The organism is Euryarchaeota archaeon, from assembly GCA_016207515.1.
Taxonomy (GTDB): Archaea; Thermoplasmatota; SW-10-69-26; order JACQPN01; family JACQPN01; genus JACQPN01.
In genome coordinates this window covers 234,879-248,084 of sequence record JACQPN010000025.1, presented here as the reverse complement: position 1 = coordinate 248,084, position 13,206 = coordinate 234,879, and the positions used below count along the sequence as shown (strand labels likewise).

The window sequence follows — 13,206 nt, the reverse complement described above, 5'->3', positions numbered from 1 at the left end:
TTGGGTTACCCAATCGAACGACTCCCGGCACATGCCGAAGCACAAACAAACTAGTATTATTGTCAAAGGTGGCAAGATTGCAGATCCTCATCATCTCCGAAAAGAACATCACGGGCGGAAAAATCGCCGCCGCGCTCTCCGGCGGCAAGGCGAAGACCACGAAAGTCAAGACTGTCCCGGTGTACGAATTCAAGGACGACGGGCACGAGTACGCCGTCATTGGCCTCAAAGGCCACATCATTGCCGTCGACTACCCCTCCAAGTACAACCAGTGGTTCAAGGTCAAGCCCCGTGAACTCATCTGGGCCGAACCGGTGAAGCGTGTCGAGGAGAAGGCGATCGCCGAGGCGATCAAGAAGCTCTCGAAGGACGCCGACTCAGTCATCATCGCGACCGACTACGACCGGGAAGGCGAGCTCATCGGCGCCGAGGCGCTTGAGATCGTGCGCGCCATCAAGCCCGACATCGACGTGAAGCGTGCGCGTTACTCTGCCCTCACGACTTCGGAGGTGAAACGCGCCTTCTCGAATCTCTCCCCACTCGACTTCAACCTCGCGGCAAGCGCCGAGACGCGCCAGTTGATCGACCTCGCATGGGGCGCGACCCTCACGCGTTTCATCAGCCTCGCGTCGGGCCAAGTGGGAAGCGACTTCCTTTCCATCGGCCGCGTCCAGAGCCCGACTTTGGCGCTCATCGTGGAGAAGGAGAAGGAGATCAAGGCGTTCGTGAGCAAGCCCTATTGGGAGATCGACGCCCGACTCTCGAAGCGTGAAGAATTCGCCGCAAAGCACGAGCACGGCCGTTTCTGGGAAAGCGCCGAGGCGACGACGGTCAACGACAAGATCAGGATGGCGACCGCCGGGAAAGTGCTCTCCGCGGATCTTACGGAGAAGAGGGAACGCCCGCCCGATCCCTTCAACACGACGCACTTCCTCACGGCCGCCACCTCCATCGGTTTCTCGGCTGCCCGTGCAATGTCGCTCGCGGAAGACCTCTACACCAACGGTTACATCTCCTACCCGAGGACGGACAACACGGTCTACCCCGAGAGCCTTGACCTCAGGGAGATCCTCCAGCGCCTCGAGCGCACCGAATTCGGGAAGGATGCGGCGAAGGTACTTTCGCAAAAACAGATCGTGCCGAGCAAGGGCAAGAAGAGCACGACCGACCACCCGCCCATCCACCCGGGAGAACCTGTGTCTCGAGGGGATCTCGACAGGGACCATTGGAAGATCTACGAACTCGTCGTACGCCGGTTCCTAGCAACGCTCGGCGGCCACGCGATATCCGACGTGATGGAAGTGGGCATCGACATCGCCGGCGAGAAGTTCAAGTCGCGGGGCCAACACCTGAAGACCCCGGGCTGGCGCGAGTTCTACCCGTACCTCCACGCGAAGGAGAACATGTTGCCGCCGCTTGCGGTCGGCGATTCCGTCGACGTCGTCGGCACCGAGCTCCTCTCCAAGGAGACGCAACCCCCGAAACGCTACAGCCAGGGGCGCCTCATCGAGGAGATGGAAAAGCTCGGCCTCGGGACGAAGTCGACGCGCCACGAGATAATCAACAAGCTCTACAGCCGCGGCTACATGCGAAACAGCCCCATCGAGCCCACGGAGACTGCTTTCGCCGTGACCGACGCTCTCGCAAAACTCGGTAACCAGATCGTGAAATCGGACATGACGTCACGATTGGAGCGCGAGATGGACGAGATCGCCGAAGGCAGGAAGAAACTCGACGATGTCGTGAAGGAGAGCCGGGAACTCCTCGATTCCGTGGTGGCCGTCATGGAGGAGAACAAGAAGGAGATCGGCGGCTCGATCCGCAAGGCCATGGACGAGCAGAACACGATCGGCAAGTGCAACAAGGACGGCGGCAACCTGATGATACGAAAGGGCCGCACGGGAAAGCGGTTCCTGGGTTGCTCGAATTACCCCAACTGCACCCAGACCTATCCCTTGCCGCAGTACGGGAAAATCGTTCCAGAGGGACGGGCCTGCGAACATTGTCAAGCGCCGGTCATCAAGCTGCTCAACAAGGGCAGACGACCTTGGATAATCTGCGTCAACATGCAGTGCCCGGGACGAAGCATGCCGCAAAAACCGGCCGAGGCGAGCCCGGAGCCGCAAGCTGACGGGCACGCCGCGGAGACCGATTCCACCGAGGAACCTGCGCGCGCGCCCGGCCCGGAACAGGGCAATTGAGGCGCTCAACGTACGCGTCTACGCGCCCAGGCAGCCAAACCAAGGAGAAGCAACGTCGTTATTGCGGCCCCTTCGTAGCCGATGGTCGATGTGCGAGAGGCGAGGGGTAGGGCGCATCCGGCCCCGCCGGCGCCTCCGCCCCCATTGAGGCTTGTCGCGTCGCCGCCGCTACCTCCGCCCGTGAGCCCTAGGCCGCCGTCGCCTGCCGTGGCATTCGCCCAGCCACCGGTTCCTCCAGTCCCAGGGCGGGCTCCGGTGCCGCCATCTCCCGCGCTTCCTGCCCAGGCGATGGCAGCTCCGCCGTCGCCCCCGGGCCCGTTGGTGGCGGCGCCACCATCGCCAGCTTGAGCGGTGGCGTTTCCACCCCAGCCGCCGTTACCGGCCGTCCCCGCGCAGTGCGGGACGGTCACATTGGCGCCGGCGCCGGCGCGAGCGTAGGCAAGTCCGCCGTTTCCTCCGCGCCGCATGCCGTTTCCCCCGCTGCCCGCGATCGATGTCGCGTTTCCACCGTTTCCCGCGTCAAAGCCAGGTCGACAGGACGCGATTCCGGCCCGGGCGACTGCGCTGGCGTTTCCGCCCTGGCGGCCGCTGTCGTCACCTACGGGAACGAGGGGATTCGCGACTAGGGCTGACGTGTTTGCGCTTGGGAAGGCTTCCGGGTCGTCGACGCACACGCGGTCATCTGCGTAGGGATTGGAATCGCTCCTTGCGGCCCATTCAGGATCCCCGTATTGGGGGTCCTGCAATCCGGCGTTTCCGCCCTTGCCGCCGACGCCGCCGGTGGAGATCGACGCAAGATGCGCGGGAAACACCCGCCCCGAATCGCCTCCATCGCCCCCGCGGTTCCACACGTCTTTTGGGCCGCTCGAGAGGGCGTCTCCGCCGGGGCCGCCGTTCCCGACGTTGATGATCGCTGGACCGACCACTTCCTCTGCCAGGAGCCAGATGCCCCCACCACGGCCCCCGTTTCCGCCGATGGCATTTGTCTCCCTTGATCCGAGACCGGCCCCGCCGTCGCCGGCCGTGAGGGCATAGCCGGCAAGGATGATGCGGCCCGACGTCGACTCAAGGATGATGTTCGCACCATCTGTTCCATTCCGCCAGGAAGCGTTCCCCGCGTTTCCGTCGGAGACTCGGATGTCGGCACCGATCATCAAATCGTCCGTTACACGTACCCGCACCGTGACCGGCTCCCCGTCGATACGCATGGGCACTATCGCCCGATCGATGGTCAATGGCCCGTCGAATTCGATGCGGAGCTCCGGACCTGGCGAAAGGATCGGAGCGGAGACCTCCGGTGGTTCGCTCGGAGCCGGCCACGTCACGATGTCGTTGACCCTAAGGTCGAGCGACGCGTGAACGGGCGTGGCGCCGACGAGTCCCATGATCAAGCAAACGGTGAAGTAGCGAGCAGTGGCCGGGGCGGACATTGTGGTGACTCCATCACGTATTGGGCCCGCATAGGGCCTCGAGGTAGGTGCAAACGCTTGGCACCTCTGGGGAATTCGGATTGATGTAGGGCATCGGTGGAAGGGCGGACCAAGGGATCAACGTCTCATCGGCGTTGCTGACCCTGTCAACGATCGGTTTCACAGGGACCAAGAGGGCGCCGCAAGCCTGAAGGCCTGCCCCCGCGGGCCCCGCGAGAGGTACCCCGGCAGGCGTCGAGCCTCCGGGGAGGCCGGGTTCGCCGGGCGGCCCGCCGCTTGGCATTCCGGAACCGCCGGCCCCGCCTGCTCCGCCGGCGCCGCCGACGCCCCCGACGGTCGACGCGGTGCCGCCGCTGCCGCCGATTCCGCAAACGGATGTGCCGCCGCCCCCGCCCGTGGCGTTCGCGGACGCGCCGGCTGGCCCGCCGGCTCCCCCATTGCCGCCCGCGCAGCCGGCACCAACCCACGAGCTGCCGCCATTGCCGCCTGAGCCCCCGTTCCCGCCGCTTCCGGCTCTCGTTGTGGCCGAGCCGCCGGGCCCACCGTTGCCAACGAGGGCAAAACCACCGTTTCCACCGAGAGCGGCGGCGGCGCCCGCGCCGGCGGTGCCGGCACTTCCGGGGGCGCCAGGGCTGCAACTCAAGGGGGCGCCCGTGCCATTGGCGCCGTTTGCCCCATCTGTTCCGTCCAGACCGAGGCTGCACGCATCGCCGCCGGCTCCGCCGTCGCCGATCACGGACGGTGTGCCGTCGACGCCGTGGGAGACGCAAGGCCCGGCGCCGGCGGCGGGCGCGGACGCAGGTCCATTCTCCCGAGGCGCTGATCGCGCCGCAAGGGCGTCTGGTCCGTCTCGGGCCGGGATCAGGAACCCTTCCGTGTCGTTGACGTAGATTCCGTACCCGCCCGTCCCGCCATCGCCGCCACGTAGGATAGCTGGGCCGTCAAAGGGAGAGGAAAACCCGTCCCCCAGTGCGAACCCACCTTTGCCTCCAGCGCCGTAGTGGACGCCGCCTGTCGATGAGAACCAACGGGCGTTCACGAAGAGCGTTCCTGCGTCCCCGCCGTCGCCCCCACGGATGAATCTGTCCGTGGGTGATGGCGCCTGATCTGAAGTCCGAACGTCGAGGCCGTGTCCGCCATGTCCCGTCGCGACCAGGGAATCAGGTCCGAATCCGACGTGTCCTTCGACCGTGATGATGATGACATCGCTTCCGTCGCCGCCGTCCGGCGACCCGGGGCGTCCACCTCCTCCCGCAGCGGCGATTATCCGCCCGAGGATCGATACGTCGCCGCCTGCGACGAGTGCGAGCGAGGGGCCAGAAAGGGACCCGGAGGCACGGCGTAGCAGCAAGTCGCCGGCCAACACGATCTGCTCCTTCGCCCGGATGATGGTGTCACGGTCAATGTCGAGAGTCTCATCGGAGGCTAGAACGAACGCCTCGACATTGACCTCGTGCCATCCTGCAGGCCCCGCATCGGGTGCATGGCCCGCTTCATAGGCCGAAGCGGGAGGGGGGGTGAGGGCGGTTGCAAGAACGAGCACCATCGCGATCGTGTGGATGCCTCGGCGCACGTTTGACACCGGACCCACGAGGGACGCCAGAGGTCAGCTCGTTTTCCCCGGTCAAATCGAACGACGGGGCAAAACCGCCTATCCGCGTCGCGGCGCGCATGGCGCGTCGCCGGCCAGTGATCGCCCGGGGTGCCCGCGAGGAAAGCGACGGCGCCGACGGGCATCCAGGTGGACGGGATTTGTCTTGCTCATCCAGGCCAGCGCCACCCCGCTCGACAGATCTTCTCCCTTGAACCATCTTCGGCGTCAAAAGCAACACGACACGGCCGTGGTGCCATTTCAGGTTGCGCCGGCTCGCGTTCTTCCCTATTCAGAGAGGTCGAGCTCGCTTTCGCCCTGCATCGATGGAAACGGCTCGTACTGGTTGCACGTTCTCCGGTGCACTCCATCCACAAGAACAAGCCCAAGTTGGCAGGAATGGCGGCCGACGATCGATGGAGCGAAGTGGCGGCATTTCCCACAGTGAATGAAAACCGGGTCGGGCGCGCTCTCCGTCGGGCTCAAGGTGGTCGGTTAGTCTGACACTCGATATGAACGTAACGGGCCCAGGCGTGGGGCGTGGCCCCACGCGACCAGGCCGTCGGCCGCGACTCACACGGAGTCCAGCGTGATCGATTGCGGGCTCCAGATATCGACGTCACGGACAAGCTCGCGAGCGAGACTCAGATCATCGAGCACAAAGCTCACCGCGACCTCCAGCGTCGTCTTGACCATGCTCCCGGAAAAGGCACCCTCGGAGAACACGACCCAGTCGCGGGCACTCGCGGCCCCCGCTTCGCGCTGTCCGGGTTCGCACCCGATGCGGATGCTAACGGGCCCGCTCATGTAAAGATCGACGATGGATTCCCCTTCTGCGGACGCTTTTCCCGTTCGTTCGAAATCCTTGAAGACCCAGAGGCCGCCGGGCCAGGCACCCTCGGCCTCGAGCGATTCCATCGTGAGGTTCAGAGCACCGGAATTACCGGCATGGTCGTCTCCGCAAGCGCCTCGGAACTCGGCGCCGGCCCCCGTTGCCATCGAGACGTGTAGGTCATTATCCTTGTCGTGCCAGCTTCCCACCCTCGCATTGAATTGGTAGGGTACTCCCGGTGCCAGCGAACGGTGCTGCGGGGCGTCGCTCGCGTCGAAGACAAGCGGGTCCACAACGATCCTTAGAAGAGTGCCATAGGGGCCACCGATCTGGTACACGTGGGGATATGGGACGCTTCCTCGCGCCGTCAAGTCCGCCCAGGCGTGCCTTCCATCCAGATAGCCAGAGTAATCGTTACAATCGCCGTCCGCATGGTAGGCCCGCCGGTCGGTGCATGACGGCCCCACCTCGTCCGAACGCGCGCCATACGAGGCGCCCGGTAGGACATCCCATTCGGTGTTCGGCTCCCTCGGGTCGACGGCGAAGAACCGGCGCGAAATGTTGGTCGTACGATCGAACGCCTCCAAGGAACGGTTGACGCCGTCTCCGATCAAGACCGCGACCTCATCCGTCATATCCGAAGGATCGCCGCTGGGTGGCTCGATCCCCGTCTCGTTGCGGAAAGTGTCCTGGGCGGTCCGGGCAACAGAGAAAAACGACTCGACCAAGACGTCGCGTTCATGCCCCGCGGCGGCAGCGGTTTCGTCCACCTTGCCCTCGCTCTCCCCGACCTTTGCGATCGTCATCTCCTTGAGTTGAAGGTACTCGGAGCGACCGGCATCGCGAAGCCCTTGCCACAGGTCCGCTATCGAGGGGTTCAATGCCTCGTAATGATCGACGTCGATGAACCGCGCCTCGCCGAGGTCGTACCCGAGTGGCGCGAACGGGTCGAGCCCGACGACGGCCGAGCCATCCATCGGGAATGCCGCTACAACGATCTCCGTTTCCGAAAGAAGCGCAGAATCGTAGTACATGGAGGCGAAACCGGATCCTGCCACCTGGAACGTGTCCGCAGGGCAAGCTTGGGGGTAGACGCCGTACTGGTTTCCACTACGATCGTCCAATGAAAGATCCGGGGAAAGCGAGCCGGGAAAGCCCATGAGCGGCAAGGCGTCGATCGGCTCCGAGGGGCCCGAGGAGCCTAATGGATCGGGCATCTGGCCCGCCGTGTGGTTTCCAGGGAGGATCCACGCAACCAGCCGATGCGGCCTTTCCTCCATTATCCCGGCCCAAACGAATTCATCGGCCCCGGCAACATATCCGGGCCGTTGCATGCAATCATCGTCGATGCGTCCGTCGAGGTTCAGGTCGTTGAACCAGCCGAACCAGGCGAAGAGCAGGTTCTCGCCCGGCGGCAACGTGTTTGCGGACCAGCCCGTGATCGCCGACACGTAGAAGCCGCCATCGATGGCGTACGAACGTGCCGGAGAAAGGGGCGCCTGCGATATCCTGGCATCGAGGAATAGCGCGGCGTTACCGAGGTCGAGACGGGTCGAGCCATCGTCTCCCGTTTCGTCGTGGTCGTAGTCGATCACCCGTTGCGACTCGTCTGGGCCACCAAAACTCGCAAGGACGCGGCTTGTCTCGAAGTCCGGTTCTTTCGTTTCGTGTGCTCCAGTGTCGTTTTCATAAAACGATCGATGGTGACTCGCGATGGCGGGTTCCACGACGATCGCGATCACGAGGACAACGAGGGTCAGGTTCTTGACGCGCATGGATTGTAGGCTCCGCGTACGAGCTACGATCTTGCTCCAACGTCGTCATCAGGATTTTCCCGTGTGACTCTAACTTCGGCGTCGTGGTGTCCGAAAAGTATTGGCGCTTCACAAGGGGCCGATCATGCCAAAGCGAGGCCGCCGGTCACGCGGTCGACGTCTTTGGCCTTGGCAGGCCCGACGCCAAGGCACGTCGTCGTCCCGGGCTCGACCTCCGTGAGTCCAGCGTCGGATACGAGTGTCGTGGCGAGGCCAAGGGCTTCCGCTTGTTCCTTGAGCTCGTAAAGCTGGCGGAGGCCCTCTCCCTTGACGACCACCTTCTTCTGCCCCTCCGACAGCCACGCTTCGTACGCCTTGTCCTTTCGCCTTGCACCTGCTAGCGCGAGGTTCACGGCGGCGTGGCCGACTTGCGCGGCCATCTTCCCCGGCGATAGCTTCAAGTCCTTTCGGACGACGATGACCATCTTGTATTCGAAGTCGGGCACGTTCTTCGATTCCGGCGACGATGGATAAAGCCTTCGAAGGGCGGCAGGATTGGAAGCCCTCACGTACGAGGAGCGGTGAGGCCAGCGGATATACGCCGTGATGATGGTCACTATCCACGCAACAATCTATTTAAGTGGAACCGGTCAGTTTGGATTGATCCCTGTGCACAGTAGGAATGCATTCTCCGCTGCCGTTCTTCTTCTCGCAATCGCCCTCTCGGGCTGCGTCGGCCAACCGTCGGACGTCGGTGGAGCCGGCATGATCGTCTCGGCGCCACCGATCGCAGGCCTCACCGCGAAGAGTCCGGCGAACGTCATGGCCTCGCCGCAGGTGGTCGTCTTCCAGTGGACCGACACGATGCCGCAGACCCAAAGGATCGATGGTGTCCTGGTTTCCGTCCCGCAACCCGGCTCTCCAGCACCCGCCACGAAGACTTTCGAGTTCGAGGTCGGCCCGGGTGTCGGCGCGGTGATCATCGCCGTCAAGGTCGCTGATGCGGCGTCGTCGCTGGCGTTACGTGTCTACGACGCAGCCGGGGGCATCGCATGCAAGGACCTCTCTGGAGCGCAAACCCTCGCTTGCGCGATCGATCCTCCTCCTGGATTGGAGGCGCCGCAATGGTGGAAAGCGAACGTCACGGCCGTGGACGTCCCCGACGCCGCAGGCACCGCGTTCAGCGTCGATGCGGGCTTAGTCGCCGGATTGCCTTTCCAACCAAAGGACCTCACGACAGTATTGGACACGACCATTTCTTTTTCCACCCACAAGACCGGCGGCCGCGTGGGTGAGCCCACGATGGGCGTCGATTCCAAGGGGAACATCTTCGTGCTCTCGGGACTTGCCCTTTACAAGTCGAGCGACAAAGGTGCGACGTGGAGGGACGTTTCGCCACAGATCGCGAATACGGCCGGGTCGGCCGACCCCATGATGCGCGTCGACCCGTACACGGATCGCATCTGGGTGAGCCAACTCCAGGCGGCGGTCGTCGGTATCCTTTGCAGCACCCTTTCCTACTCGGACGATGGCGGGGCGACGTGGGTGACGAACCCCGCTGGGTGCGGTTGGCCCTCGGGCGACCACCAGAAGCTCACCGTGGGCTCCACAAGCGTCCCGATGGCCCCGTGGGATGGGATCCTCTACTATGCCGCCCACGACACGACGACGGATTCGGTGTTCGTTTCGCGAAGCCTTGATGGCGGGCTTGTCTTCCAACCGGTCTTCGCGGGGATAAGCACGCGTGACAACTACCAGGGGTTATGGACGGGGACTGTGGAAGCAGACCGGGCGGGGAACGTGTTCATAAGTTGGGCCGAGGCCAAGGAGGGCGGCAAGAATTACATCTCCGTGAGCAACGACTACGGCGCGAACTACGAGATGAGCGTCTTCGGCGAGGGCTGGGATTATTGGTCTTTCAACGATGCGGATTTCGCGTTCGACGACGCGGGGAACACGTACTACGTGTGGCAAGGGAACACGACGCTTTACTATTCGATGTCAAAAGATCACGGGAAGACGTGGGGCGCGCCCGTGCGGATAAATCCGCCGGAGATCCCTTCGATAACGTTCCCGGCGGCTGTCGGCTCGGTCAAGGGAAAGCTCGCGGTGACTTATTATGGGACGGCGCAAACGCCCCTTTATTCGGACAACGCGCCCGGCTGGACCGAGTGGCACCTCTTCGCGACGATAGTCGACGGTGCCGACACCGCGTCGCCGGCGATGCGCCACGTCCAAGTTACGCCCGATAGTGACCCGGCGCAACGCGGTTCGATATGCACAACGGGTTCGTCTTGCAACCCCGGTACCAGGAACCTTCTGGACTTCATCGACATAGTGACAGGGCCTGATGGCAGGTTCTACATCGCGTACACCGATGGGTGCGACCCCGCGCATCAAGATCCGAAGAAGGTCTGCGACGAGACGGGTGCGACGAAACTTGCCGACAACTGGGTGGCAATAGAAAAGTAGCGGCTGCCAGGCCCAAAACGTTTTTCAATCGACGGGCGCTAGGCCACCCATGCGTCATTTGTCGCTCCTTGTCGTCTCCTCGATCCTTCTTGCCGGGTGCCTTGAGCGTGGCCCGCCCCATGGGAATGACTCCACGAGCCAGGGCGGTGACCCTACGACGCCGCCGAAGACGCCCGTTATCGTCGAGTATTCCTTTGAAAAGATCGAGGGCTGCACTGCGAGCCGTGCCCATGAAGGGTATGAACTCGCGACCGACGCCGAGACGTGGAGCGAATGGTGGGCGAAGTACTGCCAGGCGGGCGTCATCCCGCCACCCGAACGGCCCGACATCGGTTTCGGAAACGAATCCGTGATCATCGCCTCCTGGGGCGAGAAACCAAACGGCGGATTCGGCATCGCGATAACCAACGTCACAGGGAATGCATCGGGTGCCTTCGTGGCCGTGACGCGCGGCACTCCTGGCGAGTCGTGCGCATCGCCGGCCGTCATCACGTACCCGGTCGCAATCGCTCGGACGAATCTCACGGCAAAGCCCCGGTTTGTGTTCCTCGATCTCGTCCACGATTGCCCCGAGTCAATTGATTCGACGGCCGCTCGGAGTCGATCGGTCCCCGGGGGTGCAAGTGACGCCAGTTGCGGGCGGCCGGGGCTCGGCTCGACCCTCGTTGCGGCCGGGCCTCCGCGCGGTCGATCTTGGGAGGAGCCACGTCCTGGGGCGGTCAAGCCATGCCGTCTTGGCGCGACCAAGCCCATCTTGTCCAACCCCGGTCGCGGCCTGGTTTTCCCCATGGAAAGTAACATGAGGGTCCTCCCGGATGGAGGCGGCGTCCCATGCATTCTTCGAGCGACCACATCTGCATCGGCCTCCCGGGCGAGGAGGCGGAGCGCGGGCGCCGGAGGTTACTTGCATTGGGCCTCGTGGACACGCGCTTCCGGCCGAGGCTTGAGGCGGGACGGGTACTTGTCCCGGTCCTCGACGCGGAAGGAGCGCTTGGTGCCGTGAGGGAGTTCGGCGGCGTTCTCATCGGCGCGTCCGCCCTGGACGACGCCGTCGGTCAAGAGGCGCCGTTCGACGCCATTTTCGACATATTGGCCTCGACGCTTTCTCCCGAGGAATTGACGCTCTTACCCGACCGTTGGGAACTCTACGGGCACGTCGCCGTGGTCAAACTCCACCCGCGCCTCGTCCCGAAGGGCGAGGTCGTCGGACGGGCGATCGCCGACGCGCTCGGCGTCGAAACGGTGCTCGACGATTTCACCGCCATCGGCGGCACGGCGCGGGAACCGGCCGTCAGGATTCTCCATGGCCACGATACCGAGACGATCCATCGCGAGCATGGCGTCCTCTACAAGTTCGATGTCGCGCGGGTCATGTTCGCTTCCGGCAACAAGGAGGAGCGCCGACGCATGGGCGAACTCGACTGCGCCGGGGAGACCGTGGTCGACATGTTCGCAGGGATAGGGTATTTCGCGATCCCCGTCGCGAAGTTCGCCAAAGCCGATCAAGTGGTCGCTGCGGAAATGAATCCGACCGCGCATTCTTACTTGAAGGAGAACTCTCGCTTGAACGCGGTCGAGGCCACGATCGATGCCCGTCTTGGCGATAACCGGGCGATCTTGCCGGACGGCATTGCCGACCGGGTCATCATGGGGTTCGTCGGGACAACGCACGAGTATCTCGACAAGGCCATGACCATACTCTCGGAACGAGGCGGCACCATCCATTATCATGAATCGTGTCCAGAGGAATTGGTTTCGACCAGGCCCGCGACTCGAGTGTCGCAGGCCGCGGCAAGAAACGGCCGAAGAATCCGATCGATCGCGGTGAGGCGCGTGAAATCCTTCTCGCCGGGCGTCAGCCATGTGGTCGCGGACGCGGAGCTCGAATGAAACCGGTCAATGCGGAGTGCGTCTGATGCCAGTCCCGGTGTTCATCTACCACGTTCCCGAAGACAATCCGCGCCGCAACACCGCTCGCCGCCTCGCCCGCTTCCGCCTTGCGACCCTTGAGACGAACATCAAGAAAGTGCCGCGTAACGGTGTCCTCCTGTCGCCCATGTCGCCCCAGGCCATCTCGAAGGCCGATTACCCGATGGCAATGACGGGTTGCCTCATGGCCCTCGATTGTTCATGGATGCAGGCCGAGAAGGATTTCGAAGCACTCCCTCGGGCGCTCATGGCGCGGGCCCTGCCGTTCCTCGTCGCGGCGAACCCCGTGAACTATGGCAAACCGTTCCGGTTGTCGACGGCGGAGGCCTTGGCAGGTGCCTTGTGGATCCTTGGTGAAGAGGAACAGGCCGCGGTCCTCATGTCCAAGTTCAAGTGGGGCGAGGGTTTTCTGAAACTCAATGCGGAACCGTTGAGGGAATACGCCTCAGCCGCTACCAGCAGGGAAGTGGTGGAGAAGCAGGCTCTCTTCGTCTGAAAGCCTATCAGTGCCGTTCCCACGGCCGGGGCTCGTCGCCTCGCGGTTGGGTCGGCGGCTCGAAATGCGACGCGTCACGCGAAACGGCGTCCCGTGCGGCGTGGTCCGGGAGGTCAGAAAGGATCTCCTCGAACTCGCGGACCCGCCCGTGCCGCGTTCGCAACCAGTTGCCGATGGCACCCATGGGAAAGGGTCTTCGAGTCCCCGCTTATGGGACCCGCGCGAATGCTACTTGGCCGAAGTGGACCCGCCCCAAACGAGCGAACAAGCTTAATATAGGGGTTCCGGCATCCTTGAAACCCCGGGTCATATCATGGGCAAGTTTCCTGAGGCCGAAGCGCGGCTCCTTCGCAAGAAAATCTGCATGAAGTGCTACGCCAGGAACCCCATGAGAGCGACTCGCTGCCGAAAGTGCCACGCTGAACAACTAAGAGTGAAGGCGCTCGAAGGCCGCGGCGCATAGTCGGGTCTTCCTGACCTCGGACCGACCGCTTCTCTGAG

At 63.6% G+C, this 13,206-nt stretch carries 10 protein-coding genes; 6 read left to right on the top strand and 4 right to left on the bottom strand.

Going from position 1 to position 13,206, the window contains the following annotated elements; all coding sequences use genetic code 11:
• Nucleotides 1-77: 77 nt before the first annotated feature.
• Nucleotides 78-2,201 carry a DNA topoisomerase I gene (locus HY556_11790; protein ID MBI4394457.1) on the top strand — a complete coding sequence of 708 codons (2,124 nt, stop codon included), beginning with the start codon at nucleotides 78-80 and terminating at the stop codon, nucleotides 2,199-2,201.
• A 5-nt stretch (nucleotides 2,202-2,206) separates the two neighbouring features.
• On the opposite strand, the gene HY556_11785 is transcribed toward HY556_11790, so the two are convergent.
• The 4 genes from HY556_11785 to HY556_11770 form a co-directional block, all read right to left on the bottom strand.
• Complete coding sequence (locus HY556_11785; GenBank protein MBI4394456.1) at nucleotides 2,207-3,631, bottom strand: hypothetical protein; 1,425 nt, start codon at nucleotides 3,629-3,631, stop codon at nucleotides 2,207-2,209.
• Between the two features lie 13 nt (nucleotides 3,632-3,644).
• On the bottom strand, nucleotides 3,645-5,204 hold the full coding sequence (locus HY556_11780) for a hypothetical protein (GenBank protein ID MBI4394455.1): 1,560 nt from the start codon (nucleotides 5,202-5,204) through the stop codon (nucleotides 3,645-3,647).
• Nucleotides 5,205-5,795: 591 nt separating this feature from the next.
• Nucleotides 5,796-7,829 carry a hypothetical protein gene (locus tag HY556_11775; protein MBI4394454.1) on the bottom strand — a complete coding sequence of 678 codons (2,034 nt, stop codon included), beginning with the start codon at nucleotides 7,827-7,829 and terminating at the stop codon, nucleotides 5,796-5,798.
• Nucleotides 7,830-7,951: 122 nt separating this feature from the next.
• On the bottom strand, nucleotides 7,952-8,293 hold the full coding sequence (locus tag HY556_11770) for a peptidyl-tRNA hydrolase (GenBank protein MBI4394453.1): 342 nt from the start codon (nucleotides 8,291-8,293) through the stop codon (nucleotides 7,952-7,954).
• 184 nt (nucleotides 8,294-8,477) lie between these two features.
• Here HY556_11770 and HY556_11765 point away from each other — a divergent pair, with 184 nt between their 5' ends.
• From HY556_11765 to HY556_11745, 5 genes are all read left to right on the top strand, one after another.
• The gene (locus HY556_11765) at nucleotides 8,478-10,280 is read left to right on the top strand and encodes an exo-alpha-sialidase (GenBank protein MBI4394452.1); all 1,803 of its coding nucleotides are present in this window, start codon (nucleotides 8,478-8,480) and stop codon (nucleotides 10,278-10,280) included.
• A 49-nt stretch (nucleotides 10,281-10,329) separates the two neighbouring features.
• On the top strand, nucleotides 10,330-11,283 hold the full coding sequence (locus HY556_11760) for a protease complex subunit PrcB family protein (protein ID MBI4394451.1): 954 nt from the start codon (nucleotides 10,330-10,332) through the stop codon (nucleotides 11,281-11,283).
• Nucleotides 11,190-12,170: a class I SAM-dependent methyltransferase family protein gene (locus HY556_11755; protein MBI4394450.1), complete on the top strand. Its 981-nt coding sequence runs from the start codon at nucleotides 11,190-11,192 to the stop codon at nucleotides 12,168-12,170. Before HY556_11760 ends, HY556_11755 begins: the two co-directional genes overlap by 94 nt.
• 25 nt (nucleotides 12,171-12,195) lie before the next feature.
• The gene (locus HY556_11750; GenBank protein MBI4394449.1) at nucleotides 12,196-12,705 is read left to right on the top strand and encodes a DUF367 family protein; all 510 of its coding nucleotides are present in this window, start codon (nucleotides 12,196-12,198) and stop codon (nucleotides 12,703-12,705) included.
• 313 nt (nucleotides 12,706-13,018) lie between these two features.
• Nucleotides 13,019-13,168 (top strand): 50S ribosomal protein L40e, encoded by a 150-nt coding sequence (locus HY556_11745; protein ID MBI4394448.1) that lies wholly within the window; start codon nucleotides 13,019-13,021, stop codon nucleotides 13,166-13,168.
• Nucleotides 13,169-13,206: the final 38 nt, after the last annotated feature.

Coding starts and splice junctions, on each gene's coding strand:
- HY556_11785 (MBI4394456.1), bottom strand. CDS start 3,631: ATGTCCGCCCCGGCCACTGCTCGCTACTTCACCGTTTGCTTGATCATG.
- HY556_11775 (MBI4394454.1), bottom strand. CDS start 7,829: ATGCGCGTCAAGAACCTGACCCTCGTTGTCCTCGTGATCGCGATCGTC.
- HY556_11770 (MBI4394453.1), bottom strand. CDS start 8,293: ATGGTCATCGTCGTCCGAAAGGACTTGAAGCTATCGCCGGGGAAGATG.
- HY556_11760 (MBI4394451.1), top strand. CDS start 10,330: ATGCGTCATTTGTCGCTCCTTGTCGTCTCCTCGATCCTTCTTGCCGGG.
- HY556_11750 (MBI4394449.1), top strand. CDS start 12,196: ATGCCAGTCCCGGTGTTCATCTACCACGTTCCCGAAGACAATCCGCGC.
- HY556_11745 (MBI4394448.1), top strand. CDS start 13,019: ATGGGCAAGTTTCCTGAGGCCGAAGCGCGGCTCCTTCGCAAGAAAATC.